Source organism: Gordonia sp. (in: high G+C Gram-positive bacteria) (assembly GCF_052106715.1).
Classification (GTDB): Bacteria; Actinomycetota; Actinomycetes; order Mycobacteriales; family Mycobacteriaceae; genus Gordonia.
Genome location: NZ_JBQEDL010000005.1, coordinates 114,371 through 131,450 on the forward strand (window position 1 = coordinate 114,371; position 17,080 = coordinate 131,450).

General features: G+C 65.5%; 16 protein-coding genes. 12 read left to right on the top strand and 4 right to left on the bottom strand.

Annotated elements, in window-relative coordinates; all coding sequences use genetic code 11:
• Nucleotides 1–3 precede the first annotated feature (3 nt).
• The gene (locus tag ACTIMF_RS04305; protein WP_442349041.1) at nt 4–1,023 is read right to left on the bottom strand and encodes an iron-siderophore ABC transporter substrate-binding protein; all 1,020 of its coding nucleotides are present in this window, start codon (nt 1,021–1,023) and stop codon (nt 4–6) included.
• 169 nt (nt 1,024–1,192) lie between these two features.
• On the opposite strand from ACTIMF_RS04305, the gene nagE reads away from it, so the two are divergent.
• From nagE to ACTIMF_RS04320, 3 genes are all read left to right on the top strand, one after another.
• On the top strand, nt 1,193–3,241 hold the full coding sequence (nagE, locus tag ACTIMF_RS04310) for an N-acetylglucosamine-specific PTS transporter subunit IIBC (RefSeq protein ID WP_442349042.1): 2,049 nt from the start codon (nt 1,193–1,195) through the stop codon (nt 3,239–3,241).
• A 21-nt stretch (nt 3,242–3,262) separates the two neighbouring features.
• A complete protein-coding gene (locus ACTIMF_RS04315) occupies nt 3,263–3,880 on the top strand; it encodes a phosphoribosylanthranilate isomerase (RefSeq protein ID WP_442349043.1) in 618 nt (205 codons plus the stop codon).
• A gap of 107 nt (nt 3,881–3,987) precedes the next feature.
• Nucleotides 3,988–4,821, top strand: coding sequence for a DUF559 domain-containing protein (locus tag ACTIMF_RS04320; RefSeq protein WP_442349044.1), 834 nt, complete (start codon nt 3,988–3,990; stop codon nt 4,819–4,821).
• Between the two features lie 59 nt (nt 4,822–4,880).
• On the opposite strand, the gene ACTIMF_RS04325 is transcribed toward ACTIMF_RS04320, so the two are convergent.
• Complete coding sequence (locus ACTIMF_RS04325; protein ID WP_442349045.1) at nt 4,881–5,657, bottom strand: SDR family oxidoreductase; 777 nt, start codon at nt 5,655–5,657, stop codon at nt 4,881–4,883.
• 79 nt (nt 5,658–5,736) lie between these two features.
• On the opposite strand from ACTIMF_RS04325, the gene ACTIMF_RS04330 reads away from it, so the two are divergent.
• The 9 genes from ACTIMF_RS04330 to ACTIMF_RS04370 all read left to right on the top strand — a co-directional run bounded on the left by ACTIMF_RS04330 (nt 5,737) and on the right by ACTIMF_RS04370 (nt 15,645).
• Complete coding sequence (locus tag ACTIMF_RS04330) at nt 5,737–6,318, top strand: TetR/AcrR family transcriptional regulator (RefSeq protein ID WP_442349046.1); 582 nt, start codon at nt 5,737–5,739, stop codon at nt 6,316–6,318.
• Nucleotides 6,319–6,385: 67 nt separating this feature from the next.
• Nucleotides 6,386–7,543: an acyl-CoA dehydrogenase family protein gene (locus ACTIMF_RS04335; RefSeq protein ID WP_442349047.1), complete on the top strand. Its 1,158-nt coding sequence runs from the start codon at nt 6,386–6,388 to the stop codon at nt 7,541–7,543.
• A gap of 32 nt (nt 7,544–7,575) precedes the next feature.
• Nucleotides 7,576–9,021, top strand: coding sequence for a YibE/F family protein (locus ACTIMF_RS04340; protein WP_442349048.1), 1,446 nt, complete (start codon nt 7,576–7,578; stop codon nt 9,019–9,021).
• Between the two features lie 87 nt (nt 9,022–9,108).
• Nucleotides 9,109–11,337 (top strand): MMPL family transporter, encoded by a 2,229-nt coding sequence (locus ACTIMF_RS04345; RefSeq protein WP_442349049.1) that lies wholly within the window; start codon nt 9,109–9,111, stop codon nt 11,335–11,337.
• Nucleotides 11,338–11,343: 6 nt separating this feature from the next.
• Nucleotides 11,344–11,958 (top strand): TetR/AcrR family transcriptional regulator, encoded by a 615-nt coding sequence (locus ACTIMF_RS04350; protein WP_442349050.1) that lies wholly within the window; start codon nt 11,344–11,346, stop codon nt 11,956–11,958.
• 103 nt (nt 11,959–12,061) lie between these two features.
• Complete coding sequence (locus ACTIMF_RS04355) at nt 12,062–12,748, top strand: hypothetical protein (protein ID WP_442349051.1); 687 nt, start codon at nt 12,062–12,064, stop codon at nt 12,746–12,748.
• A gap of 46 nt (nt 12,749–12,794) precedes the next feature.
• A complete protein-coding gene (locus ACTIMF_RS04360; RefSeq protein ID WP_442349052.1) occupies nt 12,795–12,956 on the top strand; it encodes a hypothetical protein in 162 nt (53 codons plus the stop codon).
• Nucleotides 12,957–13,010: 54 nt separating this feature from the next.
• Nucleotides 13,011–13,838 carry an SDR family NAD(P)-dependent oxidoreductase gene (locus ACTIMF_RS04365; RefSeq protein WP_442349053.1) on the top strand — a complete coding sequence of 276 codons (828 nt, stop codon included), beginning with the start codon at nt 13,011–13,013 and terminating at the stop codon, nt 13,836–13,838.
• 19 nt (nt 13,839–13,857) lie between these two features.
• Entirely contained in the window at nt 13,858–15,645 is a 1,788-nt protein-coding gene (locus ACTIMF_RS04370) for an acyl-CoA dehydrogenase (RefSeq protein WP_442349054.1), read from the top strand.
• 165 nt (nt 15,646–15,810) lie between these two features.
• Here ACTIMF_RS04370 and ACTIMF_RS04375 read toward each other — a convergent pair whose 3' ends face one another.
• Together ACTIMF_RS04375 and ACTIMF_RS04380 are read right to left on the bottom strand one after the other, a co-directional pair.
• Nucleotides 15,811–16,638: an alpha/beta hydrolase gene (locus tag ACTIMF_RS04375; RefSeq protein WP_442349055.1), complete on the bottom strand. Its 828-nt coding sequence runs from the start codon at nt 16,636–16,638 to the stop codon at nt 15,811–15,813.
• Nucleotides 16,639–16,672: 34 nt separating this feature from the next.
• On the bottom strand, nt 16,673–17,074 hold the full coding sequence (locus ACTIMF_RS04380; protein ID WP_442349056.1) for a hypothetical protein: 402 nt from the start codon (nt 17,072–17,074) through the stop codon (nt 16,673–16,675).
• Nucleotides 17,075–17,080: the final 6 nt, after the last annotated feature.

The following is a 17,080-nucleotide window of genomic DNA, read 5'->3' on the forward strand; positions in this document are numbered from 1 at the left end:
CGCTCAGGGCTTCGCGATGGCGGCGCCGAGGATGTCGGTGTACTTGTCGATGCCCCACGGAATCGACAGCGGCGTCGGGTTCGACGACGCTGCCAACGGAGTGTTGTCCTTCAGGATCGCGACGTGGCCGTCGCGGATCGCCGGGATCTTACCGAGGAGCGGATCGGCCTGCAGACGCTTGACGGTGTTCTCGTCTCCGTAGGTGACGATCAGCCCGACATCGTTGAACTGATCGGCCTTCTCGGCGCTGACCTCGGTGTAGAACTGGTCCGTTTCAGCGGTGTTCTTCTCGACCGCTGACGGCACCGGAATACCGGCGTCACGCAGGAACGTGGCGCGCGGATCGTGCAAGTTGTAGTACATGACCTTGCTCGTATCCGACGGGTCGAGATACGCGAACATCGTTTTGGTGTTCTTCAGCTCGGGATGCTTGGCCACGGATGCGTCGACCTGCGCGGTGAGATCGGAGACGAGCTTGTCGCCTTCGGCCTGCTTGCCGAGGGCCTTCGAGTCGAGTTGGATCATCTCCTGCCACGTGGTTCCCCACGGAGTCTTCGGGTAGGCGACGACCGGCGCGACCTTGCTGAGCGTGTCGTACTGCTCTTGGGTGAGACCGGAGTACGCGCCCAAGATGACGTCGGGCGCGGTGTTGCTGACTGCCTCGGCGTCTACCCCGTCCGTCTCGTCGTAGAGAGCAGGTGTCTCGCCGCCCAGATCCTTCAGTTTGTCGTCGACCCACGGGAGAATGCCGTCGCCGTTATCGTCACCCCAGGTGGCTTTGGCCATGCCGACCGGTACCACCCCGAGCGACATCGCCACCTCGTGATTGGCCCAGCCTATGGTGGCGACCCGTTCGGGCGGGGCGTCGATCGTCGTCGTTCCGAGCGCGTGTTCGATGGTCACCGGAAAGCCATCGCCGCCCGTTCCACCGGGTGATGCATCGTCGTCAGAGCTGGAACACGCCGTGGCCGTGACAGCCAGAGCGGCCGCGCACACGAGGGACAGAAATCGGGACTTTCTCAACGCCGAGCGCCTTTCGGAAGGTGGGAGGGCCACCGCACATATATGGGTAGGCTTCCATAACTTAACATTCGGGTGTCTGGCGCCTGCGATCGCCCTCGGGACTGCTGACAGTCGCTGTATGGTCCAACTCGAACGACGCCTCTGCTCGTCCGACGATGGGTCACCACCGATGATGAAATTCCTCCAGAACCTCGGCAAGTCGATCATGCTGCCGGTCGCGGTCCTCCCGGTGGCCGCGATCCTCGTCGGCATAGCCAACTGGATCATCGGCATCAACGACGACCAGACCAACGTCGTCACCTCATTCCTGCAGACCGCGGGCCTGGCGATCCTCGACAACATGGCGCTGCTGTTCGCCGTCGGTGTCTCGATCGGCATGGCACGCAAGTCCGACGGCACATCGGCGCTTGCGGGTCTGGTGTCGTGGCTGGTCATCACCAGCCTGCTCGCGCCGTCGTCGGTGATGACGCTCCTGTCCCGGGACTACACGAACTCCCCGCTCGAGGACGGTGCGACTCTCACCGACGGCCAACAGATCGTCCAGGACCACGGGCAGTGGGTGATCGCGTCGCCCGATGTCAATGCGGCGTTCGCGCCCGGGTCGTTCCAGAACGCGTTCATCGGCATCCTGTGCGGCATCATCGGCGCGACCTGCTATAACCGGTTCAAATCGGTCCAGCTGCCAGACGCCCTCTCGTTCTTCTCCGGGCGCCGCTCGGTCGCCATCGTCACCGCGGGCATCTCGCTCATCGTCGGACTCGTCTTGCTGTTCCTGTGGCCGCTCATCTACAGCGGACTCGTCTGGTTCGGCGAGCACATCGTCGACCTCGGAGCCGTCGGCACCGGCCTGTACGGCTTCTTCAACCGACTCCTCATCCCGTTCGGCCTGCACCACGCGCTCAACTCGGTGTTCTGGTTCGACGTGGCAGGCATCAACGACCTCAACAACTTCCTCGCGGGCGACGGCGAGTTCGGCGTCACCGGCCAGTACATGACCGGCTTCTTCCCCGTCATGATGTTCGGTCTGCCCGGTGCGGCCCTCGCGATGTACGTGACCGCCAAGACCAAGCGCAAGAAGATCGCCTACGGCATCCTGCTGTCGGGCGCAGTGTCGTCGTTCTTCGTCGGCGTCACCGAGCCGCTCGAGTTCGCCTTCATGTTCCTGGCACCGCCGCTCTATCTGATCCACGCCGTCTTCATGGGGATCTCGATGGCGGTCAGCTCCCTGCTTCCGGTCCGGATGGGCTTCGGCTTCTCCGGCGGCTTCGTCGACCTCATGCTCAACTGGACGAACCCGTTGGCCGAAAACCCATGGATCATCTTCGTGATGGGCGCGTTCTGGTTCGTCGTCTACTTCTTCGTCTTCCGTTGGGTCATCCTGAGGTTCCGACTCAAGACCCCAGGCCGCGAAGACGACGATCCGGTGGGCGTCGACGAGGACGGGTCGGAGTCGGTCGGCTACGTCGGCACCGCCGTCAAGTTCATCGACGCGCTCGGCGGCAAGAGCAACATCACCGAACTCGACAACTGTGCGACGCGCCTGCGCATGGAAGTGAACGACCCGTCGGTCGTCGACGACCCGGCGCTCAAGCGAGCGGGTGCCGCGGGAACCATCCGGCCCGGCGGTAAGTCGGTCCAGGTGATCTACGGCCTCAACGTCCAGTTCGTGAAGGACGCGATGGAGAAGGTCATGGCGGGCGAGATCGATGCGCCCGACGCCGATGAGGTTCCCGACGTGGTGCCCGATGCCGACGACGAGGAGCCGGCCGACGTTCCGTCGACCGCTGGGGTCACGACGCTGGAGAAGACCGGAAAGATCGTCTCCCTGCATCGCCCGATCCCCGGCTACGCGATCGCGCTGTCGGAAGTGCCGGACAAGACCTTCTCGTCGGGAATGATGGGCCCCGGCGCCGCCGTCGTACCCACCGCAGGCGAGGTGACCGCGCCCGCCGACGCGACTGTCGTCACGGTGTTCCCCACCGGCCACGCCATCGGGCTACGCCTGCAGGACGGCACCGAGATCCTCGTCCACGTCGGACTCGACACCGTCAAAATGAAGGGCGACGGCTTCGAGCCGCTCGTCGCCGCGGGCGACACCGTGACGCAGGGCCAGCCCATCCTGCGCGTCGACCTCGCCAAGGTCGAGGCCGCGGGCTACTCGACGGTGACGCCGGTAGTCGTGATGAACGACAAGTCGACGGTCGTCGAACTCACGTGAGCGGCCGGTACCGTTGACCGCATGTATGTGAAGGTCTGCGGGCTCACCGATCCGGCGACGGTCGACGTCGCCGTCGCCGCGGGAGCCGACGCGATCGGTGTGGTCATGAATCAGACGAGTTCGCGGGCTGTCGATACCGTCGTCGCGCGCACGATCGTCGAGCGGGCGGACGGCCGTGTGGACACGGTTCTCGTCGTCAACGACATGCCCGCCGCCGATGCCTCCCGCATCGCCGCGGACCTCGGCTTCTCGGTGTTGCAGTTGCACGGGTCGTACACCGCCGACGACTTCGCCGCGGCCGCAGAGGTCTTCGGGCACCTGTGGCGGGCAACGTCGCTTGCGAACGACCCGCCGTTGCAGGTCGGTGCCTATGGCGAGGAGTCCCTGCTCCTCGACTCCGCGCGCCCCGGTTCCGGCGAGCGGTGGGACCTGTCGGTTCTCGCCGGGAGGGGCGTAAGCGGCCGCTGGCTCCTCGCTGGCGGCCTATCCCCGACCAATGTCGCCGACGCGATCGGCCAGGTGCGGCCGTGGGGCGTCGATGTCTCCAGCGGCGTCGAATCCTCGCCGGGGGTGAAGGATCATGCCGCTGTGCGCGCGTTCGTCGAAGCAGCGCGGCGCGCGGGCACAAGTCTCACGTAGAGCGCCGGCCACCGCCATTTTTACGACCGAATGGCCGTATACGTGAGACTTGTTGCGAAAATCCGAAAACCTGTCCGTCGCCGCTGCATCCAGTGGACGATTCCGTCATGGACACGGGGGTCTATCGGTGGGGATATCTGTTGCAACGCGCACCGCGGATCGAACTGCGGCATGCCGTAGCGGAGGGAACTCTGATCCGCCTCAGGCGCGGCTGGTACGCGACCTCGGCGGCCGACAGGCAGGTCGAGTACGCGGTGCGTGCCGGCGGCGTCCTCTCCTGCGCTTCGGCACTCCGACTCCACAACGTCTGGGTGCGCAGGACCGACAGAGTCCACATCAGAGGGAACGACGGCACCGCCCGCGCACACCCGGAGTGGTGCCGCCAGAGCGGACGTCAACCGCCCGAGATCGAGGCGGTCGACGACCTGTTCACGGCTCTCCGACATGCCGCTCACTGCCTTGGTCCCGAGGACTTCATCGTCGTCTGCGACTCTGTCATCAACCTCGGCCTCATGACGCAGTCCGATCTATCGGCTGAGTTCGCAGGCCGGAGTCGGTTCGTCGACCGAGTGCTGAGCAAGGTCGACGGCAGAGCGGAGTCGGGCATCGAGACGATGGTGCGACTTCGTCTGAGAGCGGCACGCATTCGCGCCCGTCCGCAGGTCAGCATTCCGATGATCGGCCGGGTCGACTTCCTCGTCGGCACCTCGCTGATCATCGAGGTCGACGGCGCAGAGTTCCACCAGAACAAGGACGCCTACGAAAACGACCGACTCCGTGACCTCCAAGCACACGCGTTTGGCTATCACCCTGTGCGACTCACCTACGAACAGGTGGTCTACCAGTGGGACAGAGTCGGCCCACTGATCGTCGAACTGGTCCGGCGCGGTGAGCACATGCGGCGGGTCGAGGTGTCTCCATTGGGCACAACTCTCACGTAGAGCGACGATTGCAGGGTGTTTTCCGCACGAGTGTCGCCATAGGTGAGAGTTGTGCCCGATCAGCGCTTCTCCAGGCTCTGCTGAATACGGTTCATACCGGTGAGCCAGCGGTCCGGGGACGTCGCGCGGGCGACGTAGTAATCGCGGACCTGCTCGTGCGGGAGAATGTAGAAGTCCTCGCCGGACAAGGCATTCCAGACAGCGTCGGCGATGTCGGACGGCTCGAGCACGGCGTCGTGCGACAGAACCTCCTTCAAGTCGCCGGATTCCTCGTAGATGCGCGTGCGGACGCCCTGCGGACAGATCGCCTGAACCACAATGCCTTTGTCGCGGTAGGTGGCCGACAACCATTCAGCGAATCCGATGGTCGCGTGCTTGGTCGCTGAGTACGCTGGCGCGCCGAGCATGGTGAGCATGCCGGCCGCGGACGCGGTCACCACGTACCGACCGCCACCCTGCTCCAACCACTGCGGCATCAACGCGCGGGCCGCACGCACGTGCGCCATCGTGTTGACCTCCCACGAGTCGGTCCAGTCCTCCTCGGACGCCGCCAATCCACGGCCGCGGTCGATGCCCGCATTACCGAACCAGACGTCGACGCCGCCGAGCCACTCGTTGGCGGTGTCGACCAGACCGCCTACACCTTCGGGCGACGCGGCGTCGCCGGGCGCAGCGATCGCGCCGATCTCGTGGGCCAGCGCGTGGACCGCATCGGCGTCGAGGTCGTTGACCATGACCCGCTCGCCCTCAGCTGCGAGCTTCGTGGCGATGGCACGGCCGATTCCTGCCGCCGCCCCAGTGACGACGACGCGACGAACGGTGGAATCCGAAGGCATGACTTTTCCTCAAATCGTGTACGCTCAGAAATAAGCGGTCGCTTATTTTCATTGCCAGTGTGCCAGAGAGGAGCCGACGGTGGTAACGAAATCCGAACTCACCCGCGCTCGACTCCAAGAAGGCGCGATGGCGTCGTTCGCCGAGCACGGTTTCCACGGAACAAGCACACGCCACATCGCCGCAGCGGCGGGGATGAGCCCTGCCGCCGTGTACGTCCACTTCTCCTCCAAAGAGGAACTGCTGTTCGAGATCACGAGGACCGGACATCAGCAGATCCTTGAGATCGTCACTGCGGCAGCAGATTCGACCTCTGACTCCACTACTCGACTCGCGAACATCGTGCGCGAATTCGTCATCTATCACGCGCAGCACCACGTCAGTTCGCGCGTGGTCAACTACGAACTGACTCGGCTCGACCCCGAGCACCTCGCCGAGATCGTCACGATCCGCGTCCAGATCGACCGGGTGCTCACCGGCGTCCTCAACGATGGGATCGCCTGCGGCGAGTTCACGGTCGGCGACGTCGCGATGACGACCACCGCGATCTCGTCACTGGGGGTCGACGTCTCCCGTTGGTTCCGAGACGGCCGCACGTGGAGTCCGGAATCGGTGGGCGACTACTACGCCCAACTCGCTCTGGCCATGGTCGGCGCCCGCTGACCCCAATAGTCGTCCGGGCCGACGCATCGCGGCCCGGCAAGTCCGATCGACACGTAAAGGAGGCGCTGTGCGCCGCGAGATCTATACCGAAGACCACCAAGCGTTCCGCGAGACGATCCGGGCGTTCATCGAATCCGAGATAGTCCCGGTCTACGACCAGTGGCTCGAGGCGGGCATCGTTCCCCGCAATTTCTACAAGAAAGTCGGCGAACTCGGTGTGTTCGGCATCGAGGTCCCCGAGGAATTCGGTGGCGCCGGCGTCGAGTCGTACAAGTACGAGGCCGTCATGACCGAGGAGATGGCACGCGCAGGCGTCAGCCTCGGCGGTTCGTCCGTGCACATTCCGTTGTGCCTGCCCTACCTGTTGGCGCAGGCGACCGAGGAGCAGAAGCAGCGGTGGCTGCCCGGCATGGCGACCGGTGAGACGATGTTCGCGATCGCCATGACCGAGCCCGGCACCGGCTCCGACCTGGCCGGCATGCGCACCACGGCCAAGCTCACCGAGGACGGAACGCACTACGTCCTCAACGGTTCGAAGACGTTCATCACCGGCGGCGTCAACGCCGACCGCGTCATCGTCTGCGCACGCACGTCGTCGCCGAGCGAGACCGACCGGCGCTTCGGTATCAGCCTGCTCGTGGTCGACACCGCGTCGAAGGGCTACGAGGTCGGTCGCAAGCTCGACAAGATCGGCCTGCGCGTGTCGGACACCGCCGAACTCTCGTTCACCGACGTCCTGGTCCCGGTCGAGGACCTGCTCGGCGAGGAGAACCAGGGCTTCTACTACCTGGGCCAGCATCTGCCGCGAGAGCGCCTGTCGATCGCGGTCGGCTCGTACGCCCAGGCCGCCGCCGCGGTCCGCTTCGCACAGGAGTACACGCAGGAGCGTCAGGTGTTCGGCAAGACGGTCGCCTCGTTCCAGAACACGAAGTTCGAGCTCGCGGCCTGCAAGACCCAGGTCGACGCGATGGAGGCCGTCGTCGACCGCGCGATGGAAGCCTATGACAGGGGTGAACTGTCGGCCGCCGACGCAGCGTCGGCCAAGCTGTTCTGCACCGAGGCCGCGTCGGACGTCATCGACCGGTGCCTGCAGTTGCACGGCGGCTACGGCTACATGAACGAGTACCCGATCGCGCGCCTGTACGCCGACAGCCGAGTGAGCCGCATCTACGGCGGCACCAGCGAAGTGATGCGATCGATCATCGCAAAGAACATGGGGCTGTAACTCTCCAGCGCAGACGTGCGACGCTGGAGGGCGTGAGCCACCGACTTCCGGAACCGGAACCACCGTCTCGACCGGAACAAGAGCCTCGGCCGAAGCCCGCCAGGGCCCGGCCTCGCCCTCCAGCCTCGCCGCCGCCTGAGCCCGCCGAAACGCGGGCGCCGGCTCCCGGCCATCATCACCACCACGATCACGGTGGCGACATCCCCGGGACCCTCGCCCGCTACGCGCGCCCCGCGGTGATCGTGACCCTCGCGATCGCCGCCTTGTTCATCACGGTCGGCGCGATCATGACCTGGCCGTCCGACGACGACCACCCCATCCCCTTGCAATTCCAGTCGTCCGACGGCGGGCCGTTGAAGATCTACGACGCGACCGTCGTCTCGCAGACGCGTGCTGACTGCTCGGCCATCGATTCGGGCGCTCCGACCGCCGACTATCCGGTGATTCCCACGACGGGCGGCCCGTGCATCGCGACGGTCCTGCACATCGATTCGGGCCCGGACTCCGGTAAATACGCAGCTCTGTCCATCCCCACGAATGCGGCGCAGTCCGGTTCCGGACCGGGTTCGCAGGCGATCGGTACCGGCGCTCCGGACGACCCGCAGCCAGGTCAGCCGAGCCTGTCGGTGGACGACGAGATCCGCGTGAGCGCCATGCCGTCGCACGATGTGGGCAGCGCGCCGGACTCGTCGACGTACGCGTTCTACGACTACACGCGCGGGTCGCCGTTGATTTTCTGGGCGGTTGCGTTCGTGCTCGCCGTCGTCGTGGTCGCGACATGGCGTGGTCTGCGCGCGATCATCGGGCTGGCGGTCGCCTTCGCGGTTCTCGGATTCTTCACGTTGCCGTCGATTCTGGACGGGCACAACGTCGTGCTGGTCGCGATCGTCTCGGCGGCGGCGATCTTGTTCGTCGTCCTTTACCTCGCACATGGAGTCAGCCTCAGGACGAGCGCTGCACTCGTCGGGACGCTGGCGTCGCTGGTGGTAGCCGGAGTGCTGAGCAGCGCGGCGATCGCCTCATTGCAGTTGACGGGACTCTCGGCCGACTCCACGAAGAATCTGCAGCTGTACCAGGGCACCCTGTCGTTGAACGGACTCCTGTTGGCCGGTTTCGTGATCGGCACGCTCGGTGTCCTCAACGATGTGACGATCACGCAGGCGTCGGCGACGTTCGAACTCGCGGCGATGCCCGGCCAGACGCGCCTGGGTGCGTTCCGCGCCGCGATGCGGGTAGGTCGCGACCACATCGCGAGCACCGTCTACACCCTCGTGTTCGCGTACGCGGGTAGCGCGCTCCCACTGCTGCTGTTGTTCTCGGTGGCCGCGCAGCCGGTGTCGTCTCTCCTGACGTCCGAAGAAGTCGCGATCGAATTGGCGCGTGCATTCGTCGGCGGCATCGCGTTGGCGTTGTCTGTTCCGTTGACGACGGCGGTCGCTGCCGCACTCGTCGTGCCCGGCGGCAAACAGACCACGTGAATCACGCCACCGACCACTGATCACGAGAGCACCATCACTACAAATCGCGGTAGCGCAGAAAAGTGTTAGTCAGTAACAATAGTGACCATGTCATCCTTTCTGTTCCGCGTAGGGCGGTTCTCCTACCGCCACAAATGGTGGGTCCTCGGCACGTGGGTCGCGGCACTCGCCGTGGTCTTCGCACTGGTCGGCGCACTGCAACCCAAGTTCTCTCAAGACTTCGAGATGCCGGGCACCGATGGCGGAACCGCCATGGAGCAGATGGAGGAGTACTTCCCCGCCGTCACCCAGCAGCAGACCGAGTCGTCGACCAACATCGTGATCGCCGCCGACGACGGCCTGTCGAAGCACACTCAGGAGATCGACGCGCTCGTCGCCGACCTCAAGAAGCTCCCCGAGGTGACCGGTAAGGACACGATCCTCAACCCGGTCCAGGCCGCACAGGCTGCACCGGAGAAAGCCGCGAGCGTCCTCGGCGACGATGGACGCGTCGGTCTGATCGCCGTGCATCAGGGCATCGATGTCATGGACCTGACCGTCGACGACAAGGAGGCCGTCCTGGACGTCCTCGCCGAACACCGCAACGGCGGACTCCAGATCGAGGCCACCGGCGGCGTCATGCAGGCGATGGAACAGGGCGGAACCGCCGAACTGATCGGCTTCGCGATCGCCTTCGTCATCATGATCGTCGCGTTCGGCGCGCTCATCGCAGCGTTCATCCCGCTGGTGACCGGGATCGTCGGCGTCGGCCTCACGATCGGCCTGCTGACGTTGTCGGCTAAGTTCATGTCGATCAACGATTCCGCTACCGCGATCGTGATGATGCTCGGCATCGCCGTCTCGATCGACTACGCGCTGTTCATCGTCTCCCGTTACCGCACCGAACGAGCCCGCGGCGGTGATCCGGCCGACGCCGCGGGACGTGCCGTCGGCACCGCGGGCACCGCAGTCGTGTTCGCCGGTCTCACCGTCGTCATCGCCGTCGCCGCGCTGATGGTCATCGGCATCCCGTTCATCACCCAGATGGGTATGGGCGCCGCGGTCGCGGTCATCGTTGCAGTCCTCGGCGGCCTGACCCTGATCCCGGCACTCCTCGGTGCCTTCGGCCGGTTCGCGTTCTCACCCCGCATTCCGTGGATCAAGCACGCGGAGCCGCAGCCCGACGCCCAGACTCTCGGCAGCCGGTTCGGCGAGTCGATCACCAAGCGTCCCTTGCCGTTCATCGCAGGTGGCCTGATCATCCTGGTCGCCGCTGCCATCCCGGTCGGCGGTATGAAGCTCGGCATGGACATGGTCTCCGACGACCAGGTCGCGGGCCAGGAACTTCTCGCCCAGGGATTCGGTCAAGGTGTCGGTGGCGAGCTGTTCGTGGTCGTCCACGCCGACGAGGGCACCGTCGACAACGCCGCCACGGCGACGGTCGACGGCATCAAGAAGCTCGACGGCGTCGTCGCGCCGGAATCAACCGTGTGGATGGGCAACGGTACGGCGGACCCGAAGAACCCGAACGTCGACGCTGATAGCGCGATGATCATCGTGACTCCGATCAGCGCACCGTCGTCGGACCAGACACACACGTTGATGGAGGAGATCCGTGCGCTCACGCCTGCCGCAGAGTCCGCGGGCGGCGAACTCCACGTCGGCGGTCAGACCGCGATCATGTCCGACCTGTCGGCCAAGCTCGACTCCGCGCTGATCCCCTATATCGCCGTGGTCGTCGGCTTGGCGTTCCTGATCATGATCGGCGTCTTCCGGTCGCTCTGGGTGCCGCTCATCGGCACTCTCGGCTTCGTGTTCTCGGTGCTCGCGACCTTCGGAATCACGTCGTGGATCTTCACCGACGGCGCACTGGGCCTGATTGATCACACCAAGCCGATCCTGTCGTTCCTGCCGATCTTCCTGGTCGGTGTGGTGTTCGGCCTGGCGATGGACTACCAGGTGTTCCTGGTGACCCGAATGCGCGAGGAGTTCGTTCACGGATTGAGCGCCAAGGAGGCGATCATCGCCGGATACCGTCACGGTTCACGCGTGGTCACCTCGGCTGCGATCATCATGATCAGCGTCTTCGCGGCGTTCATGCTGGCACCGGACACGACCGCGAAGATGATGGGATTCTCGCTCGCCGTCGCAGTCTTCTTCGACGCGTTCATCATCCGCATGACCGTCGTGCCTGCTGCGTTGGCCCTTCTCGGCGACCGCGCCTGGAGTCTGCCGAAGTGGCTGGACAAGCTGGTCGTCGACTTCGACATCGAGGGCAGCAAGGTCCGCGATGCGGGCGTGCCCGCTGAGGGCGAGGAACTAGTCGAGGCGAAGTAGCTCCACATGTCCGAGACAACAGAATCGGCCGCGGCCCTCGGGCCGCGGCCGAGCCTGCGCGAACGCAACAAAGCACGCACCCGAGATGCCATCCGGTCGGCCGCGATGCATCTGTTCGAGAAGCAGGGATACGCGGCGACGACGGTGGCGCAGATAGCCGACGCCGCCGACGTCAGCCACACCACCTTCTTCCGGTACTTCCAGAGCAAGGAACAGGTGGTCCTCTCCGACGACCTCGACGAGGCGCGCAGCGAGTTGAAGAACGCGATCGAGCCAGGGCTGGATCGGTTCGGCCTCGTCCGTCGGTTGATCACCGACATGTTTCAGGTCGGCCAGGACGACGAGTGGGCGTCGAATCCGGCGCGGTTCCGACTCATCCAGACAGATCCGGCACTGATCACTGCACAACAGGCCGACGCCGACCGGATGCTCGTCGAACTCCGCGGATTCATCGCCGACTACCTCGGCGTGGAGGCGGACGACCTCCGATTGCGAGTGTTCATCGCCGCGGCGGCCGGAGTGCTGTTCCACGTCGTCAGTAACACCGGCGACGGGGAGATCCCGACGCTCGACGAGTGCCTGGAAGCTCTCAACCTACTCGAGGCGGGGCTGCCGGTGTAGATCGCGCCGAGAGCATGCACCCTGGACGAAGCCCCTGCGCGCCGCCTCGACGATTCGACGCCGGTAGGCGTCGACATCTGCTGATGTCGATTAGTCTCAAGGGATGAGCGGCTTCTGGGACGCAATCGGCGACTACTGGTGGCTCATCTTCGTGCTCGGAGGGTCTATCGGCGGCGTCGCACGCGGAATCGGGGCCTGGAACGAGCGGCGCGCGCAGCGCAGGCTCGAGCGGTACCGAATCAAGCAGGAGGCGTCGGTGGCACGGGCCGAGGCCCAGAGCCGCGGGCGGGTGGACGCCGCCGCGGTCCAAGCCGAGCTCGCAGCGGCCGTCGCCGAACACGAACGGGCCGATGCCACCTGGTTCGCCTACGAGACCGACCTGGCCACTCTGCTCGACTATCCGATGCTGGTCGACCTACGCGAACCACTCACCGAGAGCTTCCATCGCGACCGGAGTCGGGCCGAACTCCTTCGCCCGTCGCCGGATTCGGTCGATCACGCCGCCGTCAGGTCGTATCGCGACGCCGTCCACGCGTATTCGACATCGCTCGCCGTCGCCGAGCAGGAAGCCCGCCGACGTCGCCGCAGCGATTTCAATCCTCTCGAACAGGAACGGCTCGCGCGCGCCCAACGGCTCCTCGCACTCGCGATGAACGACGCGGCGTCCGGCGAGGAGCGGAGGCAGGCGTACGCACGCGCACGATCCGAACTCGACGGCCTGATCGCCCTGCCCACCGCCGGCTCCGCCGCACTCGAACGACGTGTCCAGGCCGCGATCGCGGCCGAATAGCGAGGACTCGTCGAGTCTGTTCATTTTGGCACGCTACGATCCAGACGTGCTGGAAGATCTCAACAAGAAGGCGAAGAAGGCTGGCCTTCACGTCGCTACAGGTAAAAAGACCGGCAAGTACAGTGTCCGTAAGGTCAAAAACGGCAAACTGGTCGCCAAGAACATCACCGCCGACGAGGTGCGCGATGTGATCAAAGACAACAAGTAGCCAGTGTTCGGGTCCCGCACCATCGATTCGATACTCGCCGCACCCCGTGATTTCGTGTTGAATCCACCACGCGGACTCACCGAGTTCCTGCATTCGATCCTCGGCGACTCAGGGGCCGACCTGACCGGGCGGACGATTGTCATCACCGGCGGGTCGTCGGGAATCGGCGCCGCGGCGGCTGACCTGCTCGCCGCGCACGGCGCGACACTCGTTCTCGTCTCCCGCGGCATCGAGTCGCTTCAACAGACCTGCGACCGAATCACGATCGCCGGCGGAACAGCACATCCGCTCACCGCAGACCTCTCCGATCCCGAGGACGCGAGACGCCTTGCCGCCGAGCTTCTCGACCGTTTCGGCGCACCCGACGTCGTCGTGAACAACGCGGGGCGGTCCATTCGCCGGTCCACGATGGACACCGTCGACCGGTTCCACGACTACGAGCGGACGATGGCGGTCAACTACTTCGGCCCCGTCGCCCTCACTCTCGGACTGCTGCCCACGATGATCGACGCCGGGCGCGGACACATCGTCAACGTCGTCACATGGGGCGTCCACGCCGGATCGATGCCGAAGTTCGGCGCCTATCACGCGTCGAAGTCGGCGCTCGCGGCGTTCAGTCGGTCACTTGACGCGGAGTGCGCGGGCACCGGTGTCACCGTCTCCGAGGTGGGTTTCCCGTTGGTCCGCACTCCGATGATCGCGCCGACGTCGTCGTACGACCACGCTCCGGCCTTACGTCCCGAGCAAGCCGCCCAGTGGATTCTGCGGGCCGTCGCAGAGCGCCCCGCGCACCTGTACCCGCGGTATGCGTCGGTGCTGCGCGCAATCGGCGACGTCTCGCCACGAGCGGTCGGGCGCATCGTCGGCCGACTCGGCATCTGACGCCTCGTATGATCACCCTATGACCGAGCACCTGGACCGCCGCGACATCGACTTCTTGCTGCATGAGTGGCTCGACGTCACGTCGCTGACCTCACGGCCCCGTTTCGCCGACCACTCCCGCGAGACATTCGACGCCGTCCTCGACCTGTCCGAAGACATGGCGAGGAAACTGTTCGCACCGCATAACAAGGTGTCCGATGCGACCGAGCCCTACATCGGCGACGACGGCAAAGTGGTTCTGCTGCCGGAGATCGGCCGTGCCCTGACTGCGTACGGCGAAGCCGGACTCATGGCCGGAACCTTCGACGAGGAACTCGGCGGCATGCAGTTGCCGAACACCGTCTCGCGCGCCGCGATGACGTTCTTCCAGGCGGCGAACGCCCCGACGTCGTCGTACGCGTTCTTGACGGCCGGGAACGCGAATCTGCTGACCACCTACGGCACGCCCGAGCAGATCGACACGTGGGTCCGTCCGATGCTCGAAGGCCGCTACTTCGGAACGATGTGCCTGTCCGAGCCGCAGGCGGGTTCGTCGCTGGCCGACATCACCACCAAAGCGGTTCCCGCCGACGACGGCACCTACCGAGTGACCGGGACCAAGATGTGGATCTCCGGCGGCGACCACGAGATCACCGAGAACATCGTGCACCTCGTACTGGCGAAGGCGCCGGGCGGTGGCCCGGGCGTCAAGGGTATCTCGCTGTTCATCGTGCCGAAGCTCCTACCGGACGGAACGCGCAACGACGTGGCGCTCGTCGGGTTGAACCACAAGATGGGCAACCGCGGCACCACCAACACGCTGCTCAACTTCGGCGACGGAACCTTCGACGGCGCTTCGAGTGTCGGCGCGGTCGGCTACCTGGTCGGCGAAGAACACCAGGGTCTCAAGTACATGTTCAACATGATGAACGAGGCGCGCATCGGGGTCGGCTTCCTCGCGACGGCGCTCGGTCATGCCGGGTACCGCGCGTCGTTGGAGTACGCGAAGGTCCGCGCACAGGGGCGGCCCATCGACGCCAAGGATCCCGCATCGGCGCCGATCCCGATCATCGAACACCCGGACGTCGCCAGAATGCTGCTGGCCCAGAAGTCGTACGTCGAGGGCTCTCTCGCTCTCCTGTTGTATTGCGCGTCGTTGCTCGACGAAGAGCAGACCGGCGACCCGGACCGCCGCGATCGCATCCACCTTCTCCTTGAAGTGCTGACGCCGATCGCCAAGAGTTGGCCGAGTCAGTGGTGCCTGGAGGCCAACAGTCTCGCGATCCAGGTGCACGGCGGCTACGGGTACACCAAGGAGTTCGACGTCGAGCAGTACTACCGCGACAATCGTCTCAACCCGATCCACGAGGGCGCCCACGGTATCCACGGCCTGGATCTGTTGGGCCGCAAGGTGATCATGAACGACGGCGAAGGACTCGCGATTCTCGTCGAGACGATCGGGCAGACCATCTCGAAGGGACGCGAGGCAGGCGACGAGGTCGCCGGGCACGCCGAAGCGTTGGCCGACGCCGTCGGCCGTCTCGGCCAGGCGACCGCCGCCGTGTGGGCTCCGGGTGATCCGAAACTGGCCCTTGCCAACGCGACCGCCTACCTCGAAGCCGCAGGCCACGTCGTCATCGCCTGGATGTGGCTCGAGCAGGTGCTCGCCGCCGATGCCGCGGCCGCACCCGAGGACGCGTTCTACCAGGGCAAACGAGCGGCCGCGCGCTACTTCTACGCCTACGAACTGCCGAAGACCACCGTCCAGTTCGACCTGCTCGAGTCCCTCGACCGCACCACCATCGACACGGACCCGAGCTGGCTGTAGGCCTCGCCTCTCCGCTGATCGAGCGCTCCACGTGCTGATCGAGCGCTCCCCCTGCTGATCGAGCGGAGTCGAGATCCACGGTCTCGACTCCGCTCGACCAACGGAACGGGCTCGACCAACAGAACAGGCTCGACCAACAGAACGCGCCCGACCAACGGAACGGGCTCAGCCCGTGTGCGCGACGATCCAGTCGGTCACGGCCTTGAGGATCTCATCCTGTTCGGGTTCGTTGAAGATCTCGTGGTATAGACCCGGATAGATCGTCGACGTCACGTCGTCGCTGCCGGCGAGGCGCGCCGCCATCCGACTGCCGTCGGGGTTCGTGAGGACGTCGGCTCCGCCGTGCAGGATGAGCAGCGGAAGTTTCAGGGACGGAAGGCGATCCGGGTAGGTCTTCATCTCTCCGATGAGCGCGCCGCCGAGTCCGGCGCGGATGCCCCCGTGCCAGACGAGCGGATCGGATTCGTAGGCGGCGACGACGTTCGGGTCGCGGCTCACCCCCGACGCGGGAAGCGCTGTGGCGGGCAGCCACGGCACGATCTTGCCGAGCGCCGGAGCCATCTTCACCAGGATCGACGGGAGATCCTCGCCGGGGACCAACGCGGGCCCAGTCAGGATCAGTCCGTCCAACTGGTCCTGGTGGTCGAGGGCGTACGACAGCGCGATCGCCCCGCCCATGCTGTGCCCCAACAGAAATCGTGGTCCGTCGACGTCCACCGCATTGATCACGGTGTCGAGGTCTGCGGTGAAGTCACTGAAGTCGGTGACACCGAGTCGCTTCCCGGCGGACCTGCCGTGGCCTGCATGGTCGGGAGCGACGACGACGTACCCGAGGTCAGTGAACCTCTCCGCGACGTGGTGGTACCGGCCGGCGTGATCGCCGAGTCCGTGGGCGACGATTACGACGCCCACCGGCTCGGTGTCGGGCCGGTGGACGTCGTAGACGATGGTGAGGCCGTGTCGGCCAGTGACTGACGAGGTCTCGATGCTCATCTGGCGAGACTAGCCTGCGCCGTCGCGGATCGAGTCAATCCCGACCGAGCACGCCCAACCGGCCGACGATCGCCCGGCCGGCGGATTCGACGACGCCGAGCGGGCGCAGTGCGGCCTCCACGATCAGCACGATCTGCTCCACGCGACCGGTCACCGCTTCGAGGCGTTCGACGACAGTGGCCATCTGATCGACTGTGGTGTCCACCTTGTTCAAGGTGGCGTCCATTCTGGCGATCGTCGCATCCATCCCCGCGAGTGTCTCGTCGAGCGATCCCGTCGTCTTGGTGAGCCCCATCAGGAGCGGGCCCATGTCGGCGAGCAGGGCCTCGACTTGTCCGACGGTCTGGTCGGCGTTCATCGCCGCCTGCGCGAGCTTTCGGATCCGCTGCCGGTCGTCGCCGGCGCGTGTGCCCCGGTCGGGCGGGTTGATGGCCATGCCTGA

What these genes read in the sequence shown, in the direction of transcription:
- ACTIMF_RS04350 (WP_442349050.1), top strand. Translation starts at nt 11,344, where the DNA reads ATGTCCGAGACAACAGAATCGGCCGCGGCCCTCGGGCCGCGGCCGAGC.
- ACTIMF_RS04320 (WP_442349044.1), top strand. Translation starts at nt 3,988, where the DNA reads ATGGACACGGGGGTCTATCGGTGGGGATATCTGTTGCAACGCGCACCG.
- ACTIMF_RS04380 (WP_442349056.1), bottom strand. Translation starts at nt 17,074, where the DNA reads ATGGCCATCAACCCGCCCGACCGGGGCACACGCGCCGGCGACGACCGG.
- ACTIMF_RS04355 (WP_442349051.1), top strand. Translation starts at nt 12,062, where the DNA reads ATGAGCGGCTTCTGGGACGCAATCGGCGACTACTGGTGGCTCATCTTC.
- ACTIMF_RS04375 (WP_442349055.1), bottom strand. Translation starts at nt 16,638, where the DNA reads ATGAGCATCGAGACCTCGTCAGTCACTGGCCGACACGGCCTCACCATC.
- ACTIMF_RS04345 (WP_442349049.1), top strand. Translation starts at nt 9,109, where the DNA reads ATGTCATCCTTTCTGTTCCGCGTAGGGCGGTTCTCCTACCGCCACAAA.
- ACTIMF_RS04325 (WP_442349045.1), bottom strand. Translation starts at nt 5,657, where the DNA reads ATGCCTTCGGATTCCACCGTTCGTCGCGTCGTCGTCACTGGGGCGGCG.
- nagE (WP_442349042.1), top strand. Translation starts at nt 1,193, where the DNA reads ATGATGAAATTCCTCCAGAACCTCGGCAAGTCGATCATGCTGCCGGTC.
- ACTIMF_RS04315 (WP_442349043.1), top strand. Translation starts at nt 3,263, where the DNA reads ATGTATGTGAAGGTCTGCGGGCTCACCGATCCGGCGACGGTCGACGTC.
- ACTIMF_RS04370 (WP_442349054.1), top strand. Translation starts at nt 13,858, where the DNA reads ATGACCGAGCACCTGGACCGCCGCGACATCGACTTCTTGCTGCATGAG.